18 protein-coding genes and 1 pseudogene are annotated in these 20,074 nt (G+C 70.9%); 6 read left to right on the forward strand and 13 right to left on the reverse strand.

What is annotated here, in order from left to right; all coding sequences use genetic code 11:
- The first annotated feature begins 82 nt into the window (after positions 1-82).
- From AC067N_RS21105 to AC067N_RS21115, 3 genes are all read left to right on the forward strand, one after another.
- Positions 83-682, forward strand: coding sequence for a hypothetical protein (locus AC067N_RS21105; RefSeq protein WP_478680621.1), 600 nt, complete (start codon positions 83-85; stop codon positions 680-682).
- A gap of 73 nt (positions 683-755) precedes the next feature.
- Positions 756-1,307 (forward strand): VanZ family protein, encoded by a 552-nt coding sequence (locus AC067N_RS21110; protein ID WP_478680421.1) that lies wholly within the window; start codon positions 756-758, stop codon positions 1,305-1,307.
- Between the two features lie 125 nt (positions 1,308-1,432).
- Positions 1,433-1,633 carry a PspC domain-containing protein gene (locus AC067N_RS21115; RefSeq protein ID WP_478680422.1) on the forward strand — a complete coding sequence of 67 codons (201 nt, stop codon included), beginning with the start codon at positions 1,433-1,435 and terminating at the stop codon, positions 1,631-1,633.
- Between the two features lie 78 nt (positions 1,634-1,711).
- Here the strand turns inward: AC067N_RS21115 and AC067N_RS21120 are convergent, their stop codons facing one another.
- Both AC067N_RS21120 and AC067N_RS21125 read right to left on the reverse strand, forming a co-directional pair.
- On the reverse strand, positions 1,712-2,077 hold the full coding sequence (locus AC067N_RS21120; RefSeq protein WP_478680423.1) for an ATP-binding protein: 366 nt from the start codon (positions 2,075-2,077) through the stop codon (positions 1,712-1,714).
- Positions 2,078-2,213: 136 nt separating this feature from the next.
- Positions 2,214-3,374 carry an adenosine deaminase gene (locus tag AC067N_RS21125; RefSeq protein WP_478680424.1) on the reverse strand — a complete coding sequence of 387 codons (1,161 nt, stop codon included), beginning with the start codon at positions 3,372-3,374 and terminating at the stop codon, positions 2,214-2,216.
- A 113-nt stretch (positions 3,375-3,487) separates the two neighbouring features.
- Here AC067N_RS21125 and AC067N_RS21130 point away from each other — a divergent pair, with 113 nt between their 5' ends.
- On the forward strand, positions 3,488-4,258 hold the full coding sequence (locus AC067N_RS21130; RefSeq protein ID WP_478680425.1) for a prolyl oligopeptidase family serine peptidase: 771 nt from the start codon (positions 3,488-3,490) through the stop codon (positions 4,256-4,258).
- Between the two features lie 13 nt (positions 4,259-4,271).
- On the opposite strand, the gene AC067N_RS21135 is transcribed toward AC067N_RS21130, so the two are convergent.
- Positions 4,272-5,294 (reverse strand): LysR family transcriptional regulator, encoded by a 1,023-nt coding sequence (locus AC067N_RS21135; protein WP_478680622.1) that lies wholly within the window; start codon positions 5,292-5,294, stop codon positions 4,272-4,274.
- A 66-nt stretch (positions 5,295-5,360) separates the two neighbouring features.
- On the opposite strand from AC067N_RS21135, the gene AC067N_RS21140 reads away from it, so the two are divergent.
- Together AC067N_RS21140 and AC067N_RS21145 are read left to right on the forward strand one after the other, a co-directional pair.
- The gene (locus tag AC067N_RS21140; RefSeq protein ID WP_478680426.1) at positions 5,361-6,662 is read left to right on the forward strand and encodes an MFS transporter; all 1,302 of its coding nucleotides are present in this window, start codon (positions 5,361-5,363) and stop codon (positions 6,660-6,662) included.
- Between the two features lie 144 nt (positions 6,663-6,806).
- Positions 6,807-7,817, forward strand: coding sequence for a sigma-70 family RNA polymerase sigma factor (locus AC067N_RS21145; RefSeq protein ID WP_478680427.1), 1,011 nt, complete (start codon positions 6,807-6,809; stop codon positions 7,815-7,817).
- Here AC067N_RS21145 and AC067N_RS21150 read toward each other — a convergent pair.
- The 10 genes and pseudogenes from AC067N_RS21150 to AC067N_RS21195 all read right to left on the reverse strand — a co-directional run bounded on the left by AC067N_RS21150 (position 7,710) and on the right by AC067N_RS21195 (position 19,992).
- Positions 7,710-8,099 (reverse strand): STAS domain-containing protein, encoded by a 390-nt coding sequence (locus AC067N_RS21150; protein WP_478680623.1) that lies wholly within the window; start codon positions 8,097-8,099, stop codon positions 7,710-7,712. The genes AC067N_RS21145 and AC067N_RS21150 overlap by 108 nt on opposite strands.
- A 42-nt stretch (positions 8,100-8,141) precedes the next feature.
- Entirely contained in the window at positions 8,142-9,425 is a 1,284-nt protein-coding gene (locus AC067N_RS21155; RefSeq protein WP_478680624.1) for a thymidine phosphorylase, read from the reverse strand.
- Between the two features lie 102 nt (positions 9,426-9,527).
- Positions 9,528-9,920 carry a cytidine deaminase gene (locus AC067N_RS21160; protein ID WP_478680428.1) on the reverse strand — a complete coding sequence of 131 codons (393 nt, stop codon included), beginning with the start codon at positions 9,918-9,920 and terminating at the stop codon, positions 9,528-9,530.
- The gene (locus tag AC067N_RS21165) at positions 9,917-11,191 is read right to left on the reverse strand and encodes an ABC transporter permease (protein ID WP_478680429.1); all 1,275 of its coding nucleotides are present in this window, start codon (positions 11,189-11,191) and stop codon (positions 9,917-9,919) included. The genes AC067N_RS21160 and AC067N_RS21165 overlap by 4 nt, the downstream gene beginning before the upstream one ends.
- Positions 11,188-12,312: an ABC transporter permease gene (locus AC067N_RS21170; RefSeq protein WP_478680430.1), complete on the reverse strand. Its 1,125-nt coding sequence runs from the start codon at positions 12,310-12,312 to the stop codon at positions 11,188-11,190. Before AC067N_RS21170 ends, AC067N_RS21165 begins: the two co-directional genes overlap by 4 nt.
- Positions 12,312-13,934, reverse strand: coding sequence for an ABC transporter ATP-binding protein (locus tag AC067N_RS21175; RefSeq protein ID WP_478680625.1), 1,623 nt, complete (start codon positions 13,932-13,934; stop codon positions 12,312-12,314). The genes AC067N_RS21170 and AC067N_RS21175 overlap by 1 nt, the downstream gene beginning before the upstream one ends.
- A gap of 228 nt (positions 13,935-14,162) precedes the next feature.
- On the reverse strand, positions 14,163-15,218 hold the full coding sequence (locus AC067N_RS21180) for a BMP family lipoprotein (protein ID WP_478680431.1): 1,056 nt from the start codon (positions 15,216-15,218) through the stop codon (positions 14,163-14,165).
- Between the two features lie 711 nt (positions 15,219-15,929).
- The gene (locus tag AC067N_RS21185) at positions 15,930-16,988 is read right to left on the reverse strand and encodes a BMP family lipoprotein (RefSeq protein ID WP_478680432.1); all 1,059 of its coding nucleotides are present in this window, start codon (positions 16,986-16,988) and stop codon (positions 15,930-15,932) included.
- Positions 16,989-17,506: 518 nt separating this feature from the next.
- Positions 17,507-18,757: an amidohydrolase gene (locus tag AC067N_RS21190; RefSeq protein WP_478680433.1), complete on the reverse strand. Its 1,251-nt coding sequence runs from the start codon at positions 18,755-18,757 to the stop codon at positions 17,507-17,509.
- A 531-nt stretch (positions 18,758-19,288) separates the two neighbouring features.
- Positions 19,289-19,992, reverse strand: a pseudogene (locus AC067N_RS21195) (contact-dependent growth inhibition system immunity protein).
- Between the last annotated feature and the right edge of the window lie 82 nt (positions 19,993-20,074).

Raw genomic sequence — 20,074 nt, forward strand, 5'->3', positions numbered from 1 at the left:
ACGAGAGGTGCCCGCGAGAGAGATACGCGCCCGCGAGATACGGACCCGAGGGGGACGAGGACGGGCCGCGCGGGTGAGGGGCATACGGATCCTGGCCGCGGGCGGGGTGCTCACCGGGCTGCTGGCGGGCTGTGGGATCCGGGCCACCCAGGTGCCGACGGACTTCGGCCCGGCGCCCTCGATGGTGCCCTGTGAGTCGTCCGTGAAGGACATCACCACGCAGGCCAACCCCTCCGGTACGCCCGTCGAGGTGTTCCTGCTCTGCTCCGGGGCACTCGTCCGGGTCGACCGCTCGGTGCGGGTGGCCGACGGCACGGACGAGGCGAGACGGCGCGTGGTGGTCGCCCAGGGACTCCTCGACGCCCTGGGTGAGACGCCGTCGGGTGCGGAGGACGAGGCCGGCTACCGGACGGCCGTGCCGTCCGGCATCACGGTGACCGGCCCCCGCCCGGACGACCCGGACGACGCCCTGCGGCTGTCCACCACCCCCGACGCCCTGCCCAGGTACGCCCTCGCGCAGATCGTGTGCACCTTCGCGGACACGGCGGCCACCGGCGACAACGGCTCGGTCGTCCTGGGCAGTACCAGCGCCGACTCGCTGCGCCGCTACGAGTGCACCTCGGACGTCCGGTCGGATCCGGGGGCGGGTATACCGCCCTCGACGGAGGTCGGGGTCTCCTGAGAACGGCCGACGCCCCGGGACCGCCGGAAAATCCGCCGGAACCGATCGCGCCGGAGGGCGCGTCTTGGGGGGCGTGCAGCGTCAAGGTACGAGCGGCGGGAGTGCCGCGGTCCGTGTTCGTGCGGCGGGGGGTGTCCTCCTCGCCGCACATCTCGCGGTCGTTGCCTGGATCACGCTGCGTCCGCTGGACGTCACCTGGGTGAGTCCGATCAACATGCGGCCCTTCGCGGGGATCAGAGCGGATCTGGCACTGGGCTGGCCGGAGGCGGCCCTGCGGATCGGCGAGGGGCTCGCGCTGCTGGCACCGCTCGGTGTGCTGCTGCCCCTGGTGCACGGCAGGCTGTCGGTGTCGCCCGTTGCCTCGCTCGCCCGGTCGGTCGCGGCCGGGGCCCTGCTGTCGCTGGCCATCGAGCTGTTGCAGACCGGGGTGCCCGGCCAGGTCGTGGACATCGACTCGATCCTGCTGAACGCGGTCGGTGTGGGTCTCGCCCATCTCGCCGTCGTCCCGGCGGCCAGGGCCGCGCTGCGCCGCCGGGCGGAGACCAGGGTCGGGGCGGACCACCGCCGGGAAGAGCCTTCTCAGGGTCGGACCCCGACGATTCCCAGGGTCGGAATGGCTCCGTAGAGGGACGCTTCGTCCGCTTCGTCCGCGTAGCGTCGATGGTGTGGAGAAGACAGCGGCGGCCCGGAAGAGGCCCCGCTCCCACCACCGGCCACGGCCGGCGCCCTACGCTGACGAAGGAGCCCCTCATGAGCCGCCTTGCCCGCCCCGCGGAGGACCGGATGATCGGCGGAGTGTGCGCAGCGCTGGCACGGCGCTTCGGCACCTCCGCGACCACGATGCGTGTGCTCTTCCTCGTGTCGTGCCTGCTTCCGGGCCCGCAGTTCCTGCTCTACATAGCCCTGTGGATCCTCTTCCCGTCCGAGGGAAAGACCCGCACGGCGTGGTGACGCGCGTCCGCCGACAACGCCCGTGGGGCGCACCCTCGCAACGGTGCGCCCCACGGGCGTAGGAATCGATCGGTCCGCTCAGGCACCGACGGGCAGGCCGCTCGCGCCGGCGCCCTTCGCGGGCAGGGTCTCGCCGGCCGGGAGACCGCCGAGCAGTCCGCCGGCCGGGGCGGCCGGCCCCTCGGCGACGGGGTCGGTGACGGCGGGCTGCGCCGACTCCAGCCCGGCACCGAGCGCGCGCTGCCCCTGGGTGACGGTCTCGCCGGCACCCGGCACCTTCGACGCCTTCTCCATCGGCAGCGACTGGGCGGCGGTACCCACGGCCTGGGAGGCGTCGGGAGCGGCCGGCACGCTCGGGGCGGCGTTCGCGGCGCCCGCGCCCACAGCGGCGATGGCGGCACCGAGGGCGGCGACACCGAGGGTCTTGGCAGCAGACTGCTTCATAGTGAATGCGTCCTTGGAATGCGTTCGACGGTGGAGCGGTGTCGAAACGTAAACACCAAAGTCCCGCCGGAGGCAAACATCGACAACCGGTCGCGTCGCCCTCCATGCGGCCGTAGCCCGAAGCGATGATGGGGCTTCAGTCGTTGACGGAACCACTGGTAGACGGTGCCTGACGGAACAGCCATTCGGATTTCAACTCGGCATATCCGGGTTTGATCACGTCATTGATCATGGCCAGTCGTTCATCGAAAGGAATGAACGCCGACTTCATGGCATTGACCGTGAACCACTGCATGTCGTCGAGCGTGTAACCGAAAGCCTCGATCAGGTGCCCGAATTCGCGGCTCATGCTGGTGTGGGACATCAGCCGGTTGTCGGTGTTGACCGTGGCGCGGAAGTGCAGCCGCCGCAGCAGCCCGATGGGATGCTCGGCATACGAACGGGCGGCGCCCGTCTGAAGGTTGGAGCTCGGGCACAGCTCCAGCGGGATGCGCTTGTCGCGGACGTAGGAGGCGAGACGGCCGAGCTTCACCGAGCCGTCCTCGTGGACCTGGATGTCGTCGATGATCCGGACGCCGTGGCCGAGCCGGTCGGCGCCGCACCACTGCAACGCCTGCCAGATGGAGGGGAGTCCGAAGGCCTCCCCGGCGTGGATGGTGAAGTGGTTGTTCTCGCGCTTGAGGTACTCGAAGGCGTCGAGGTGCCGGGTGGGCGGATAGCCGGCCTCGGCGCCTGCGATGTCGAAGCCCACGACGCCCAGGTCGCGGTAGCGGTTGGCGAGTTCGGCGATCTCCAGGGCGCGGGCGGCGTGCCGCATGGCGGTGAGCAGTGCGCCGACCCGGATGCGGCGCCCGGCCTCCCTGGCCCGGCGCTCGCCCTCGCGGAAGCCCTCGTTGACGGCCTCGACGACCTCTGCGAGGTCCAGTCCGCCGTCGAGGTGCTGCTCGGGGGCGTAGCGGACCTCGGCGTAGACGACACCGTCCTCGGCGAGGTCCTCCGCGCACTCGGCGGCGACCCGGAAGAGCGCGTCGCGGGTCTGCATCACGCCGACGGTGTGGGAGAAGGTCTCCAGGTACCGCTCCAGGGAACCGGAGTCGGCGGCCTCGCGGAACCAGACGCCGAGCCGGTCGGGGTCGGTCTCCGGAAGCCGGGGGGTGTAGCCCGAGGCGTGGGCGAGTTCGACGACGGTGCCGGGGCGGAGCCCGCCGTCGAGGTGGTCGTGCAGCAGAACCTTGGGCGCCCGGCGGATCTGGTCCGAGTCCGGGGTGGCTCCGGTCCGGTCAGTCTGGTTCGTCATTTTCGCACCATATCGCCTACGCGCGTAGAGCACCTGTCGGGCGGCTCCGTCGATACCCAACGGTGACCCGCAGGACGGGTGGCGTACACCATCTCTTCTGACACTGTTCTGTCATGGCGCAGCAAGCAATGCCGGTACGAACGCCCCGACTTGGGCGGGCGTTCGGCCCGGAGCCGAGCACGGTCGGCGGAGTGGTCCTGCTTCTCCCGGCCGGCGACGAGGCTTCCACCCGCAGACCCTCCCCCGTGGTCGCCACCGCCTCGGTGCGCGCCCTGGGGCGCCGACTCGCCCGCGCGGGGCGCGACGAGGGCCTGGCGACCCATGTCGTGCACTACCGCCACCGCGGCTGGAACGGCACCGAGGCACGGCTCGCGCGGGACGCCGAGTGGGCGGCGGACGAGGTGGTCCGGCGTTACGGCGACGTGCCGGTGTGTCTGGTGGGGCTCCACATGGGAGCACGCGCCGCGCTGCACGCCGGCGGGCACGAGGCCGTCAACTCCGTGCTGGCGATCGCTCCCTGGCTGCCGGAGGAGGACGCGGCCGCGCCGCCCGAACCGGTGAAACAGCTCGCGGGGCGGCGGGTGCTGATCGTGCACGGCACGAACGACGAGCGGGTCGATCCCGAGCTGTCGTTCCGGTTCGCCGCGCGGGCGAAGAAGACCAACCCCGACATCTGCCGGTTCGAGGTGCACGCGGACCGGCACGGGCTGACGCAGTACCGGGACGAGGTGCACGCGCTCGCCGTGGATTTCGTGATGGGCGTGCTCTTCGGGCGGGCGTTCTCGCGCCCGGTGGAGGACGCGCTCGCCGCACCGCCGCCGCTGGGGCTGCGGATGCCGCTGGCCTCCGGGTTCGGGGCGGTCCGCTCGCGGTGGGGTGGCTGAGCCGGGACAACCCTCAGGGGCTGTCGTGGAGGAGGCGGCCCTTTCTCGACAGCAGGAACTTCTTGAAGGCCGCCACCGGGGGTGTGTCCGGGTGTCCGGCCAGCCAGGCGACGCCGATCTCCCGGGCCGCGCGGGGCGCGGTGACCGTCAGCTCCACGACGCCCGGCCTCGGGACGGCCGGCGGGGGCAGGAGCGCCACACCCAGGCCCGCGGCCACGAGGCCGCGCAGCGTCTCGGCCTCCTCGCCCTCGAAGGCGATACGGGGTTTGAAGCCCGCCTGTTTGCACAGGTCGTCGGTGATGCGGCGCATGCCGTAGCCGGGTTCGAGGGTGACGAACGTTTCGTCGGCGGCCTCGGCGAGGCGAACGCGTTTGCGGGCCGCGAGGCGGTGGTCGGCGGGGACGACGAGACGGAGCTTCTGCTCGTCCAGGCGGCGGGCGACGAGGTCGGGGGCGTCCGGGACGGGTGAGGTGAGGCAGAGGTCGAGTTCGCCCGCGCGCAGGCGTTCGATCATGGCCTCGCCGTAGTTCTGGACGAGGCTGAAGCGGACGCGGGGGTGCTCGGCGCGGAACGCCTGGAGGAGGCCGGGGACGGTCTCGGCACCCATCGTGTGCAGGAAGCCGAAGGCGACCTTTCCGGTGGCCGGGTCGGCGTCGGCGCGGACCTCGTCGGCGGCGCGCTCGATCTCGGCGAGGGCGCGTTCGACGGAGGCGTGGAAGGTGCGGCCGGCATGGGTGAGGGAGACCGTGCGACCGCGCCGTGCGAACAGGTCGACGCCGAGTTCCTGTTCGAGCCGGACCATGGCCCGCGACAGGGTCGACTGCGGGACCTGCATCTCCTGCGCGGCCCGGGTGACGTGCTCGGTGCGGGCGACACCGGCGAAGTAGGCGAGGCGGGGGGCGAGCCGCAGGACGATGTCCTCGATGTCGACCGCTCCCGAGCCCTCGGCGCTCCGGTCACGGTCGTTGGCATAGGCATGGATTTGTTTTGTGTCACTGGACTGTGACAGCCGCCGCTCTGACCTCTGCTCATGCATCACGGGAACGATTATGGGGGTTCCATGCATTGGACGGATGAGCGAGGCCGTACGTAATTTCGAGGCATGCCTTCCGCCAGTACCGGGGCGTCCACCACCGTGGACGCCGTCCCGGCCGTCCCCCGCACGCCGTCCGTCCCCACCCCCCGTGAGACCGCCGCCGATTCCCGCGTGGCGCCGGGAGGTCCCGGCTACCGCAGGATGAGCCTGGCGCTGTTCCTCGCGGGGGTCGCCACCTTCGCCCTCCTCTACTCCACGCAGGCCCTGCTGCCGCTGATCTCGGCCGACTTCGGGGGAACGGCGAGCTCCGCGAGCTGGACGGTCTCGGCGGCGACCGGTGCGCTGGCGCTCTTCGTACTGCCGATGAGCGCCCTGTCGGAACGGTTCGGGCGGCGCGCGGTGATGACCGCGTCGCTGGTGGTCGCGGTCGGAGTCGGTCTGCTGGTCCCTCTCGCACCCTCGCTGGGCGCGCTGGTGGCGCTGCGTGCGGTGCAGGGTGCCGCGCTGGCCGGGGTGCCGGCCTCGGCGACGGCCTATCTCGCCGAGGAGGTCCGGCCCAAGGCCCTCGTCACCGCGATCGGTCTCTTCGTCGCCGGCAACAGCGTCGGCGGCATGAGCGGGCGGGTCGTGACCGGCTGGGTGGCGCAGGAGTGGGGCTGGCGGGTCGCGCTCGGTGTGCTCGGGCTGATCGCGGTGGGGTGCGCGGTGGCCTTCCGGCTGCTGCTGCCCGCGCCGAGGCACTTCGCGGCGGGCTCGCTGCGGCCGGCGGTGCTGGCCCGTACGGTCCGTTCGCATCTCGGCGACCCGCTGCTGCGGCGGCTGTACGCCATCGGCGCGCTCTTCATGACCGTCTTCGGCGGTGTCTACACCGTCATCGGCTACCGGCTAACCGAGGCCCCGTTCTCGCTGCCGCAGGGTGTCGTCGGGTCGATCTTCCTGGTGTACCTGGTCGGTACGGTGTCCGCCTCGACCGCGGGGAAGCTGGTGGCGCGGCTGGGACGGCGGGGCGCGCTGTACCTGGCGGGCGGTACGACGACGGCCGGACTGCTGGTGTCGCTCTCCGGTTCGCTGCCGCTGGTGCTGCTGGGGCTGGTGCTGATCACCGCCGGGTTCTTCGCGGGGCACGCGGTGGCGTCGTCGGCGGTCAGCCACACGGCGAAGAAGGGGCGGGCGCAGGCGTCCGCGCTGTACCAGTCGGCGTACTACGTGGGGTCCAGCGCGGGCAGCACGCTCGGGGCCGTGGCGTTCCACGCGGGCGGCTGGCTCGGGACGGTGTCCATGGGGCTGCTGGCGGTGCTGGGTGTCGTGGCGATCACCGTGGTGGGGTCGCGTGCCGCACGGGTGCAGCGGAGGCTCGCCACCGTCTGACACACCTCCGGGTCCTCCCGGCGACAGCCCGCTGACCTGGCCCTCTTCCGCTCCGGGGGCCATTGTCAGTGGGCTGCGGTAGCTTCCGGAGTGTTGGCGCGCAAAGGCGCGTGTGACGAAGTGAGCCACAGGGGTGGGTTGGCCATGGGTGACGGTACGGCGACGGCGACGGCGGATCTCGACGTCAGGCTGGAGAAGTACCGGGTCGAGCTGACCGGGTACTGCTACCGGATGCTCGGCTCGTCCTTCGAGGCGGAGGACGCCGTGCAGGACACGATGATCCGGGCCTGGCGGAGCTACGAGAAGTTCGAGGGCCGCTCCTCCCTGCGCTCCTGGCTGTACCGCATCGCGACGAACGTCTGCCTGGACATGCTGACCGCGGGGAACAAGCGGGCCCGCCCCATGGATCTCACCGAGTCCACCCCCCTCGCCCGGGCCGCCCTCGCCCCGCGCCCCGACAACACCTGGCTGGAGCCCGTCCCGGACGCCCGGGTGCTGCCGACCACCGCCGATCCGGCGGAGGCCGCCGTGGCCAAGGAGTCCGTGCGGCTGGCCTTCGTCGCCGCGCTGCAGAAGCTGCCCGCCAAGCAGCGTGCCGTGCTCATCCTGCGTGAGGTGCTGGCCTGGAAGGCGAGCGAGGTCGCCGAGCTGCTGGACACCTCGGTCGCCTCGGTGAACAGCGCGCTCCAGCGGGCCCGCGCGACCCTCGGCGAGGGCGGCGACCGGACGGCCGAGGGCGAGGTCTCCGACCCGCTGGACGAGGAGCAGCAGAAGCTGCTGGAGCGCTATGTCGCCGCCTTCGAGGGGTACGACATGACGGCGCTGACCGCCCTGCTGCACGAGGACGCGGTGATGACGATGCCGCCGTTCGACCTGTGGCTGACCGGGACGAGCGACATCACCGGGTTCATGACCACGCTGGGTGCCGCCTGCGCCGGCTCGCACCTGGTGCCCGTCGCGGTGAACGGCCTGCCGGGCTTCGCGCAGTACAAGCCCGACGAGGAGAAGGGCGGCTTCACCGCCTGGGCCGTGCAGGTGCTGGAGATATCAGCGGGCCGGATCGCCGGGTTCCACTGCTTCCTCGACACCGCCCGCTGGTTCCCCCTCTTCGACCTGCCCCTCCACATCGAGGCCAAGCCCGACCAGGCGCAGTAGCGCGCACAGCGCCGGGTCGGGGTCCCTGAGCCGTATGCGGCCCCCGGACCGTCTCGCCGCGAGCTGCAGCCGGGCCAGTACGTCGACGGCGCCCAGGCCGGGCGGCCCGATCCCGGCGACGTCGCACACCACGACGCCGCCGGCCCGGCTCGCCTCCAGTCGCGCGCGCACCTCGTCACAGAGCCCAGGCACCTCGTCCCGGGTGACGGGGCCCGGCAGCACGAGTACGGCGGGTGTCGTCGCATCCACGATCGGTAGACCGGACCGGTCCCCGGAACTCATCGCGGACACGACGACAGCGGAGTCGACAGCGACGCGGCCCGCTCAGGCGATGCGGTCCAGCACGATCGGGTTCGGGGTGAACGGCGTCCCCGCGGCCGCGATGTCGTACGACCCCTCCATGGCCTCCAGGGCGTACCCGAACCGCTCGGGGGTGTCCGTGTGCAGGGTGAGGAGGGGCTGGCCCTCGGTGACGGTGTCGCCGGGCTTGGCGTGCATCTCGACGCCGGCGGCGGCCTGCACCGGGTCCTCCTTGCGGGCGCGGCCGGCGCCGAGTCGCCAGGCGGCGATGCCGATGTCGTAGGCGTCGAGGCGGGTCAGGACGCCGGAGGAGGGGGCCTTGACGACGTGCTGCTCGCGGGATGTGGGCAGCTCCGCGTCAGGGTCGCCGCCCTGGGCCGCGATCATGCGGCGCCAGGCGTCCATGGCGGAGCCGTCGGCCAGGGCCTTCGCCGGGTCGGCGTCCTTCACACCGGCCGCGTCGAGCATCTCGCGGGCCAGGGCGATGGTCAGCTCGACGACGTCCGCCGGGCCGCCGCCCGCGAGGACCTCGACCGACTCGCGGACCTCCAGGGCGTTGCCGGCGGTCAGGCCCAGCGGGGTGGACATGTCCGTCAGGAGCGCCACGGTCTTCACACCGTGGTCCGTGCCCAGGCCCACCATCGTGGAGGCCAGCTCACGGGCGTCCTCGATGGTCTTCATGAAGGCGCCGCTGCCCACCTTCACGTCGAGGACCAGGGAGCCGGTGCCCTCCGCGATCTTCTTCGACATGATCGAGGAGGCGATCAGCGGGATGGCCTCGACGGTGCCGGTGACGTCGCGGAGCGCGTACAGCTTCTTGTCGGCGGGGGCCAGGCCGTCGCCCGCCGCGCAGATCACCGCGCCCACGCCGTCCAGCACGGACAGCATCTCCTCGTTGGAGAGGAGCGCGCGCCAGCCGGGGATGGACTCCAGCTTGTCCAGAGTGCCTCCGGTGTGGCCGAGGCCGCGGCCGGAGAGCTGGGGGACGGCCGCGCCGCAGGCCGCCACCAGGGGCGCCAGCGGGAGGGTGATCTTGTCGCCGACACCGCCGGTGGAGTGCTTGTCGGCGGTCGGCAGGGACAGCGAGGAGAAGTCCATGCGCTCGCCCGAGGCGATCATCGCGGCGGTCCAGCGGGCGATCTCGCGGCGGTTCATGCCGTTGAGCAGGATCGCCATGTTCAGGGCGGCCATCTGGTAGTCGGCGACCTCCCCGCGGGTGTACGCGTCGATGACCCAGTCGATCTGCTCGTCGCTCAGCTCACCGCGGTCCCGCTTGGTGCGGATCACGGAGATGGCGTCCATCGACAACACAGTCATGGCTTTCCTTTCGAGGGTTTTCGAAAGCGACCCGGTGAGGATCGGAAAGGGCGCGGCCCCTCCGACCGGTCGTCAGGAGGGGCCGCACGGGAGTTACTTGGTGAGATGGTCCGGGCCGAAGGCCTGGGGCAGCATCTCCGAGAGAGGGAGGATCCCCTCGGGGGTTTCCAGCAGGAGATCCGGTCCGCCGAACTCGTACAGCAGCTGTCGGCAGCGGCCGCACGGGACGAGGATCTCGCCCTTGCCGTCCACGCAGGTGAAGTGCGTGAGGCGGCCGCCGCCGCTGTTCTGCAGCTCCGAGACCAGACCGCACTCCGCGCACAGTCCGAGCCCGTAGGAGGCGTTCTCGACGTTGCAGCCCGAGACGATCCGGCCGTCGTCGACGAGCGCCGCCACGCCGACCGGGTAGCCGGAGTACGGGGCGTACGCCCGGGACATGGCGTCCCGCGCCACCGTACGCAGCTTGTCCCAGTCGACGGCGGTCACTTGCCCTGTCCCTTCCGGTACGGCAGGCCGTCCGCCTTCGGCATGCGCAGCCGCTGCGCGGAGAGCGCGAGGACGATCAGGGTGATGACGTACGGGGTGGCGGCGACGACCTGGTTCGGGACCTCGTTGGTGGTGGCGTACCAGGTGAACACCAGGGCGCCGATGACGGCGGTGATCAGGGCTTGGACGAACTTCTTGCGGACCGCCAGCCAGATCGCGCCGATGAGCAGCAGCAGCGCGCCGAGCAGCAGCAGGGCGTGGACGTTCTCCGAGCCGCCGCGCAGGTTGAGGCTGTCGGTGTAGCCGAACAGGCCGGCGCCGAGGGCGAGGCCGCCCGGCATCCAGTTGCCGAAGATCATCGCGGCGAGGCCGATGAAGCCGCGGCCGCTGGTCTGGCCCTCCAGGTAGAAGGGGTTGGCGACGATGGAGAGGAACGCCCCGCCGAGGCCGGCCAGACCGCCGGAGATGATCACGGCGATGTACTTGTACTTGTAGACGTTGACGCCGAGGGACTCGGCGGCGATCGGGTTCTCACCGCAGGAGCGCAGCCGCAGACCGAAGGCGGTGCGCCACAGGATCCACCAGGTGGCGGGGATCAGGGCGACGGCGACGAGGGTCAGCCACGAGACGTTGGTGACCAGACCGCCGAGCAGGCCGGCGAGGTCGGAGACGAAGAACCAGCCCTTGGCGTTGAGTTCGGTCAGCGCGGTGGACAGTCCCGGGATGGTGAAGTCACCGATGGACTCGACCGGCGGGGACTGCTTGGCGGAGCCGCCCTGGTGGCCCTCGAAGGCGAGGGGCGCGAGGTAGCGGGTGGCGCCGAGGGCGAGGATGTTGATGGCCACACCGGAGACGATGTGGTTGACGTTGAAGGTGACGGTGACGAAGGCGTGCAGCAGACCGCCGATCGCGCCGCCGGCGATGCCGACCAGGACACCGGTCCACGGGCCGTACTGGAAGCCGGCCCAGGCACCGAACCAGGTGCCGAGGATCATCATGCCCTCGAGGCCGATGTTGACCACGCCCGAGCGCTCGGCCCACAGACCGCCGAGACCGGCGAGGCCGATCGGGACGGCCAGCTCCAGCGCGGTGGACATCTGGCTGACGTTGGTGATGCCGTCCGCGCCGGTGATGATGCGGACGATCGAGGTGAGTGCCAGGACGCCGGAGATGACCAGCAGCAGCACGGGCAGCGACATCTTGCGCCCGGTCCGGGCGGTCGGCTCCAGCGAGGGCTGGTTGAGGTCGGTCGCGGTGGTGCTCGTGGTCATCGGCCAGCCACCTCCTTCGTGGTGTTGTTGTCCGCGCCGAGGACGTTCCCGGCGGCGAGCTCGGCGCCGACGCGGCGCTGCTGGCGGCGCAGGCCCCACTCACGGACCGTCTCGTAGGAGACGACGACCGAGAGCACGATCAGGCCCTGCATGATGACCGCGATCTCCTTGTCGTAGCCGTGGAAGTCCAGCTCGGGCGAGGCCTTGTCGAGCCAGGCCCACAGCAGGGACGCGAAGGCGATGCCTACGGGGCTGTTGCGGCCCAGCAGGGCGATGCCGATGCCGAGGAAGCCGATGCCCGTGGGGAAGTTCAGGCTGTAGGTGTGGGTGTCGCCGAGCAGGATCGGCAGACCCGCGAGGCCCGCGACACCGCCGGAGATCAGCATGGCGGTGAGGATCATCCGCTTGGGGTCGACACCGCTGGCCGCGGCGGCGGTCTCCGAGGCGCCGGAGGCGCGCAGGTCGAAGCCGAAGCGGGTGCGGTTGATGACGACCCAGTAGCCGACGCCGAGCGCGACCGCGAGGAGGACCAGGCCGTAGATCTCGCCGGCGGCGCCCATGTCGATGCCGGGCACCCAGCCCGACTCGGCCATCTCGCCGGTGGTGTTGTTGTTGCCGACCTTGACGCCGAAGACGTTCGGCAGCCAGAGGTAGCCGATGACGGAGGTCGCGATCGCGTTCAGCATGATCGAGGAGACGACCTCGCTGACGCCGCGGGTGACCTTGAGGACACCGACGATGGAGGCCCAGAACGCGCCGGTGCAGATCGCGGTGAGCATCAGCAGCGGGATCTGGAGGAACGCCGGCAGGTCCACGTGGGCGCCGACGATCGCGGTGATCATGGCGCCGAGCAGGTACTGGCCGTCGACACCGATGTTGAACAGGTTCATGCGGAAGCCGATGGCAACCGCGAGGGCCGCGATGTAGTACAGCGACGCCTGGTTGATGATCCGGACCTGGATGTCCGAGAACGAGGCCTGCTCGAACATGATCGCGAACGGCTCGACCGGGTTCTTGCCGGACGCGAGCAGCACGATCGCCGTCAGGATGAAGGCCACGGCCAGGGCGAGGACCGGTCCGGCGACCGCGAGGAGCACCCGCTCCTTGTCGAACTTCTTCATCACTTGGCCTCGCCTTCCGGAGACCCGGATGCCTTGCGCAGGCCGGGAGTCTCGGGGGTCTCATCGTGTTCGAGGTGACCGGTGACGGCACCGGTCATGGCGGAGCCGAGCTCCTCGGGGGTGACGGTGGCCGGGTCGGCGTCCGCGACCAGCTTGCCGTTGTAGATCACCCGGAGGGTGTCGGACAGGCCGATCAGCTCGTCGAGGTCGGCGGAGATCAGCAGCACGGCCAGGCCTTCGCGGCGGGCCTCCCGGATCTGGTCCCAGATCTGGGCCTGCGCGCCGACGTCCACACCGCGGGTGGGGTGGGCGGCGATCAGGAAGCGCGGCTTGTGGCTCATCTCCCGGCCGACGATCAGCTTCTGCTGGTTGCCGCCGGAGAGGGAGGCGGCCGTGACGTCGATACCGGGGGTGCGGACGTCGTACTCGGCGACGATCCGGCGCGTGTCCTCCTGGGCGGCCTTCGGGTCCAGCCAGACGCCCTTGGCGTTCGGCCGCTCGGTCACATGGCCGAGGATACGGTTCTCCCAGAGGGGGGCCTCCAGGAGCAGACCGTGCCGGTGGCGGTCCTCGGGGATGTAGCCGACACCCTGCTCGCGGCGCCTGCGGGTGGGCCACGCGGTGATCTCGTCGTCGGCCAGGGTGATGGTGCCGGAGTCGGCGGCCTTCAGGCCGATCAACGCGTCGACCAGTTCGGTCTGGCCGTTGCCCTCGACCCCGGCGAGGCCGAGGACCTCGCCCGCGTGGATGGTGAAGCTGATGTCGTCCAGGAGGGCCTTGCCGCCGGGGGCCGCGAGACGGAGCTTGTCGACGGTCAGGACGGGACGGTCGGTGACCGTGGACTCGCCGGTCTCCGGGGTGGGCAGCTCGCTGCCGACCATCAGCTCGGCGAGCTGCCGCGAGGTGGTCTCCGCGGGGACGGCCGTACCGACCGTGGTACCGCGCCGGATGACGGTGATCTCGTCGGCGACGGACAGCACCTCGCCCAGCTTGTGCGAGATGAAGATGACCGACAGACCCTGCGCCTTGAGTTCGCGCAGGTTGGCGAAGAGCGCCTCGACCTCCTGCGGCACCAGCACGGCGGTGGGCTCGTCCAGGATCAGGGTGCGGGCGCCGCGGAAGAGGACCTTGAGGATCTCCACCCGCTGGCGCTCGGCGACACCGAGCTCCTCCACGAGGACGTCGGGGCGGACCCCGAAGCCGTACCGGTCGGAGATCTCCTTGATCTTGCGGCGGGCCTTGGCGCCGATGCCGTGGAGCTTCTCGCTGCCGAGGACCACGTTCTCCAGAACGGTGAGGTTGTCGGCGAGCATGAAGTGCTGGTGCACCATGCCGATGCCGCGCGCGATGGCGTCGGCGGGGGACGAGAAGGTCACCTGCTCGCCGTCGACCGCGATGGTGCCCTCGTCCGGCTTCTGCATGCCGTAGAGGATCTTCATCAGGGTCGACTTGCCGGCCCCGTTCTCACCGACGAGGGCGTGGACGGTGCCCTTGCGGACGGTGAGGTGGATGTCGTGGTTGGCCACGACGCCGGGGAATCGCTTGGTGATCCCGGCGAGTTCGACGGCGGTCTCCTGACCGTTGACCGCCGCGTCGGCCGGAGGGCTGCTGGACGCGTTGATGGCGCACTCTCCTGGGGAAAGGGGGTCGTCTACGCGCGTAGCGCCCCTACGGCATCGAAAGGGGCGACGCCCGGGACAACGGGGTACAGGGAGGCAGAATCCCCGTACCCCGTTGAGCGGACGTAACCCCGCGGTTACCGGCGACTCCGGGGAGGTGCGGGCCGGATGTACGGCTCCGGCCCGACCGCACGTCCCGCGGGTCGCGTGTCTGCTCGAGGTCCTGCTTGCTCAGCTGGTCTTGACCTTGATCTCGCCGCTGATGATCTTCTCCTTGGCCGTCTCGATGGCCTCCTGGAGCTCGCTGTCGTCCTTGAACGTGGGGTTCGACGCGGAGAGGCCGACCTCACCGCTCTTCAGATCGCCCCTGACGATACCGGTCTCGGGCTTGCCGTCCTCGACCGACTTCGCCAGGTTGTACACCGCCTTGGCGACGTCCTTCATCGCCGAGGTCAGGATGGAGTCCTTGTACTTCGCGAGGGCTTCCTGCTTGTACTGGTCGGAGTCGACGCCGATCGCCCACACCTTGTTGGCGGCGGCGGCCTCGATCACGCCCTGGCCGGACAGACCGGCCGCCGCGTACACGACGTCGGCCTTCTTCTCGATCTGGCCCTCGGCGGCCGACTTGCCCTTGTCGGGGCTGGAGAAGCCGCCCTCCTCAGCCGTCTGGGTCAGGTACTGGGTGAGCACCTCGGCCTTCGGGTTGGTGTCCTTGACGCCCTGCTCGAAGCCGGCCTGGAACTTGTGGATCAGCGGGATGTCCACGCCGCCCACGAAGCCGACCACGTTGGTCTTGGTGCTCTTGGCGGCCGCGACGCCCGCGAGGTACGAGGCCTGCTCCTCGGAGAAGACCAGGTCCGCCACGTTCTTCAGCTGGACGGTGGAGTCGTCCACGATGCCGAAGGTGGTGTCCGGGTACTGCTCGGCGGCCTCCTTCACGGCGGTCGCGTACGCGTAGCCGACGCCGATGACCGGGTTGTAGCCCTGCTTGGCCAGGGAGACCAGGCGCTGCTCCTTGTCCGCGTCCGTCTCACCCTCGGTGGGCTCGATGTCGGCGGTCTTGTACCCGAACTCCTTCTTCGCCTGCTCCAGGCCGGCGTACGCCGCGTCGTTGAAGGACTGGTCGCCCTTGCCACCGACGTCGTACGCGATCGCGAGGCCCTTGTCGCCGCCCTTCGCGTCGGAGGAGGACGAGGCCTCCGTCGAGGTGCCGCCACAGGCGGAGAGGGCGAGGGCGAGGGAGGCGGTCGCTGCGCCTGCGACCGCGATGCGGGAAACCCGGCGCATTTCTGGTGCTCCTAGTCGTACAAGCGCCGGAGGGTACTGCTCAGTGGTGCTTCACAGCGTCGGCGCTGGCTTTCGCCGAGGGTAACGCGCGTAGACCCTGGCGGGAAAGCCCCGGTTGCCCTCTTGTTATGGGGCCGTGTCGCAAGGGAGGCGGGGGTGCCGGGATGTTCGGTGCGGGGTGGTTTCGCCGGAGTCGCGCGTACGGGTTCGTTGTGGCTGGTCGCGCGGTTCCCGGCTGTGCCGGGGGCGCGTCGGCGGGCCGGTGCGGGGAGGTGCCCCCCGCTTCCGGCAGGCCGCTCCGCGAGGCGGCCCGGGACGGGGGGTGCGGGCCGCTGACGGGCGCTCAGCGGTCCGATGCCGACAAGGCAGGCCGTACCGCGGAGGAGTACCGCAGAGGAGCGCCCGGCGGGAGCCGCACGCGGTCGGCGCCCCCCGAGAGCAGCGCCCGGTGGACCGGCACCCGCGACGCAGCCCACGCCACAGACAAGCGCCCCCGCGCTCCCCGCACCCGCACCCGCACCCGCACCCGCACCCGCGAGCAGCCCACACCCCGCACAAGCGTCGGGCGGACCGGCACCCACACCGCAAGTCCACGCCCCGGACGAGCGCGCCCAGCGGACCGGTGCGGGAAAAAGGAAGCGGGCGGGTGCCGTTGTGGCACCCGCCCGTTTCAGGCCACTCGGAGGCCCCGTGAGGGCCGCAGAGGTGTGACTACTCGGTCTTGACCTTGATCTTGCCGCTGATGATCTCTTCCTTCGCCTTGGCGACGGCGTCGGAGAGGCCGGCGATCTTGGCGAACTCCGGGTTCGACTCGGCGAGGCCGACACCGTCGACCTTCAGGTCGAAGGTCTGGACGCCCGTGAGCGGCTTGCCGTCCTCGACGGACTTGGCGAGGGTGTAGACCGCACCGCCGACGTCCTTGAGGGCCGAGGTGAGGATGAAGCCCTTGTAGGAGGCGAGGGCCTCCTGCTTGTACTGGTCGGAGTCGACACCGATCGCCCAGACCTTCGCCTTGGCGGCCGCCTCGATGACGCCCTGGCCGGAGAGGCCGGCCGCGGCGTAGAGGACGTCGGCGCCCTTCTCGATCTGGCCCTCGGCGGCGGCCTTGCCCTTGTCCGGGCTGGAGAAGCCACCCTCCTCGGCCGTCTGGGTCAGGTACTGCGAGATGACCTTGACCTTGCCGCCGCTGGTGTCCTGAACACCCTGCTTGTAGCCGGCCTCGAACTTGTGGATGAGCGGGATGTCCACACCGCCCACGAAGCCCACGGTGTTCGACTTGGTGGCCTTGGCGGCCGCGACACCGGCGAGGTAGGAGGCCTGCTCCTCGGCGAAGACGAGGGACGCCACGTTGTCACCCTCGACGACCGAGTCGACGATGCCGAACGTGGTCTTCGGGTACTTCTTGGAGGCGGCCTCCATCGCCGGGCCGTAGGCGAAGCCGACGCCGACGACCGGGTTGTAGCCCTGCTTGGCGAGGGACTCCAGGCGCTGCTGCTTGTCGGCGTCCGTCTCGCCCTCGGTGGGCTCGATGTCGGCGGTCTTGTAGCCGAACTCCTTCTCGGCCTTCTGCAGGCCCGCGTACGCCGCGTCGTTGAAGGACTGGTCGCCCTTGCCGCCGATGTCGTACGCGATCGCGAGGCCCTTGGTGCCCTTGCTCTCGCCGTCGCCGCCGTTGCCGCTCTCGCTGCTGGTCCCACCACAGGCCGTGGCGGCGAGCGCCAGCGACGCGACCCCCACCGCGACGCGGGTCAGTTTGGAAATCCGACGCATCTTGAAGTTCCCCATCTTCTCCAAAGCCCCGCAGCCGGGTGCTCAGTTCGGCGCACATTAACGCGCGTAGACACTCCTGGGAACGGGGTTTCGACTGGCCGTTATCCATTCGTGCCGATGGCCGGTTACGTCCTCGTGAACCATGGGATCGAAAGGGACGCTTGGGGCAGAGCCCTTCGCGGGTCCCTCGCGTTCCGTGTCTGCGGGGTGACTTCAGCGTGACGGTGCGCGTGTCGCACACATGCCGTACGACACGCGCACCAGGCTGCCGCGAGGGCGGGTGCGCCGCAACCGGAACGGGTGCGGATCACGTACCGGCTCCGTGAAGGCGTGCGCCCGAGCCGTGTCCGCACGGTCCCGTCTGCCGGCGGACCGGGCAGGTCCGAGCGACCGACCCGTGGCTCGTGTCCGGCTTCCGCGTCGTCGCCCGGAGGGCGGCCCCGCGGCGTCAGGTCCCTGCTCTGGGACCCCTGCGCGTGCATGGCGTCGCGCGCCCGCCGGGGGTCACGGGACAACCCTCAGGGGGCGGCCCTGTCGAGGACCTGCATGCGGGCGTCCAGGAGGGCGGCGGCGGTGAAGAGCTCGACGCCCACGGTGATGGCGTGTTCGTCCGCGTCGAAGTCGCCCTGATGGAGGTCGCGGACTGTGAGGTCGCCCGGCCGGCGGACGCCCAGGCGGGCCATGGCACCCGGGACGTGCTCCAGGTACCAGGAGAAGTCCTCGCCACCGAGGCTCTGCTCGGTGTCCTCGACGGCCGCGGCACCGCGGCGGGCGACCATGGCGTCGTGGATCAGCTCGGTGACGACGGGGTCGTTGACGACCGGCGGGACACCCCGGACGTAGTTGATCTCGGATTTGGCGCGGTGCAGGGTCGCGACCTCGGCGATCGCCTCGTGCACCAGGTCGGGGGCCTGCCGCCAGGCGTTGATGTCGAGGCAGCGCACGGTGCCGGAGAGCTCGGCGTGCTGCGGGATCACGTTCGGGGCGTGGCCCGACTCGACGCGGCCCCAGGTCACGGAGAGTCCGCTGCGGGCGTCGACCCGGCGGGCGACCAGCGCCGGCACGTCGGTGACGACGCGGGCGGCGGCCGTGACGAGGTCGGTGGTGAGGTGGGGGCGGGCGGTGTGGCCGCCGGGGCCGTCGAGGGCGATCTCCAGCCGGTCGCAGGCCGAGGTGATGGGGCCGTGGCGCAGACCGATGCGCCCGGCGTCGACCCGCGGGTCGCAGTGGACGGCGATGATGCGCCCGACACCGTCCAGCGCGCCGCTCTTGATCACGTCTCCGGCGCCGCCGGGGAGGACCTCCTCGGCGGGCTGGAAGATCAGCCGTACGGGTCGCGGCAGCTGCCCCTTGCGGTGCATGTCGGCGAGGACGAGTCCGGCGCCGAGCACGACGGTGGTGTGCACGTCGTGGCCGCAGGCGTGGGCGCGGTCCGGGACGGTGGAGCGGTACTCGCAGTCCAGCTTGGTGTCCGGGATGGGCAGCGCGTCGATGTCGGCGCGCATCGCCAGGCGGGGCCGGCCGCCGTCCCAGTCGCCGATGTCGCAGATGAGTCCGGTTCCGCTGTCGAGCACACGCGGTCGGAGCCCTGCCTTCTCCAGGCGGGCCTTGATCGCGGCGGTCGTGCGGAACTCCTGGTTGCCGAGCTCCGGGTGCATGTGCAAGTCACGGCGGAAGGCGACGAGTTCTGCGCGCAGGGCTTCGGGCAGCGTGCCGGGGAGGGCGGCTTCGGCTTCCCCGGGCAGATCGGCCTCGGACTCTCGGGACATCAGTTGGTTCACCCTCTGAAGGGTAGGGCGATCGGGCGGCCATCCAACCCTCGATCAACAAAAAATCAGCCCGTCAGGGGAAGATTTCTGGCCGCACAACGCATACGTATTGGCACGGATGGGTATGCCCATCCGCCTTTCGGGGCGGGCAGACCGCATGGACGGGACGCGATCGACGCGGCGCCGACGGCGCGACCCACCGGGATGACCGGGGGTCCTCCGGGGACGCCGGGGGTTGCCCGCGAATCCCATCGTCTAAACGTCCGGGGGTTCCCGAACGATTCCCATGCTCCACGGATACCACGTTCCGGGCGCCCTGATGTGCTGGAAGCGTCGCCGCCGGGTGACTGCTTGATTACAGCCCGCGAGACTCACCAGGTACGGGCGGGGACCGTGAGATGCGAATTCATGGGCCGATGGTGACCAGGGTCACGAAGGGCGAGAAGGGTGGTGACGTGAGAGGGGAGCGGTTTGAGGGCCACCCCCTGGCCGCCCGGCCGTGATCCGTGCGCCGTGAGGGGACGGCGGGCGTCACCGCCGGTCGTTCGGGTGGGGTGGGCCGTAGTCGGGACGAGGGCCGGTGAGGCGGTCGGCCACATGGCTCAGCCAGGCGCTCGGGGTGTACGGGGCCGGCGGGTCGACCTCCATGCCGAGTTCGGCGACGGCCAGGGCGTAATCGGACTCGTCGAGGTCGAGGGCGAGGAGTTCGTGGAGCTCGGCGACGAGACGGGCGACGAGATGGGGGTCGGTGGTCGTCCGGTAGTCGTCCACGGCGGTGTCGTGGACGTCGAACTCGTCGGGCATGTCCTGCGTGAACCAGCCGCCCAGGAACTGGCCCAGCTCGGGGAAGCGGGCGTGCCACTCCCAGTGGGTCAGTGGGTGGCGGGGGCGGCCGTCGGGGGAATCCGCCCCTCCTCGACGCTGCGCCTGATGTGGTCGGCGAGGCAGTACAGCCACTCCTGGATGTCCGCCTCGGGCAGACCGACGTCCGGGATGGCGTAGAACTCACCGAGTCGCAGGCGCAGCCGGCCCGGCGGCTTGTCGGCGTACTCGCGCAGTTGTCGCTCGGCGATGGCGAGTGCCCACGGGCGGGTGTGCCAGGTGTGGCGCAGGTACGCGGTCAGGGCCTGGCCGGGCTGCTCCGCCGTGTCATCGGCCGGCTGCCCGGCGTAGGCGCGGATCACCTGGTCGAGCTCGCCGTAGCGGCGGTCGTGTTCGAGGGGGCTGAGGGGCACGGTCGGCCTTCGGGAACGGGACGGACGGGGCGGGGCGGGTTCGCACCGGGCGTGCGGGACGCGCTTGGCAGGGGCGTGCCGG

The organism is Streptomyces sp. NPDC042364 (assembly GCF_056437585.1).

What these genes read in the sequence shown, in the direction of transcription:
- AC067N_RS21125 (WP_478680424.1), bottom strand. Translation starts at nt 3,374, where the DNA reads ATGACGAACCAGACTGACCGGACCGGAGCCACCCCGGACTCGGACCAG.
- AC067N_RS21165 (WP_478680429.1), bottom strand. Translation starts at nt 11,191, where the DNA reads ATGACCACGAGCACCACCGCGACCGACCTCAACCAGCCCTCGCTGGAG.
- AC067N_RS21140 (WP_478680426.1), top strand. Translation starts at nt 5,361, where the DNA reads ATGCCTTCCGCCAGTACCGGGGCGTCCACCACCGTGGACGCCGTCCCG.
- AC067N_RS21135 (WP_478680622.1), bottom strand. Translation starts at nt 5,294, where the DNA reads ATGCATGAGCAGAGGTCAGAGCGGCGGCTGTCACAGTCCAGTGACACA.
- AC067N_RS21115 (WP_478680422.1), top strand. Translation starts at nt 1,433, where the DNA reads ATGAGCCGCCTTGCCCGCCCCGCGGAGGACCGGATGATCGGCGGAGTG.
- AC067N_RS21170 (WP_478680430.1), bottom strand. Translation starts at nt 12,312, where the DNA reads ATGAAGAAGTTCGACAAGGAGCGGGTGCTCCTCGCGGTCGCCGGACCG.
- AC067N_RS21185 (WP_478680432.1), bottom strand. Translation starts at nt 16,988, where the DNA reads ATGCGTCGGATTTCCAAACTGACCCGCGTCGCGGTGGGGGTCGCGTCG.
- AC067N_RS21145 (WP_478680427.1), top strand. Translation starts at nt 6,807, where the DNA reads ATGGGTGACGGTACGGCGACGGCGACGGCGGATCTCGACGTCAGGCTG.
- AC067N_RS21180 (WP_478680431.1), bottom strand. Translation starts at nt 15,218, where the DNA reads ATGCGCCGGGTTTCCCGCATCGCGGTCGCAGGCGCAGCGACCGCCTCC.
- AC067N_RS21190 (WP_478680433.1), bottom strand. Translation starts at nt 18,757, where the DNA reads ATGTCCCGAGAGTCCGAGGCCGATCTGCCCGGGGAAGCCGAAGCCGCC.
- AC067N_RS21130 (WP_478680425.1), top strand. Translation starts at nt 3,488, where the DNA reads ATGGCGCAGCAAGCAATGCCGGTACGAACGCCCCGACTTGGGCGGGCG.
- AC067N_RS21120 (WP_478680423.1), bottom strand. Translation starts at nt 2,077, where the DNA reads ATGAAGCAGTCTGCTGCCAAGACCCTCGGTGTCGCCGCCCTCGGTGCC.
- AC067N_RS21150 (WP_478680623.1), bottom strand. Translation starts at nt 8,099, where the DNA reads ATGAGTTCCGGGGACCGGTCCGGTCTACCGATCGTGGATGCGACGACA.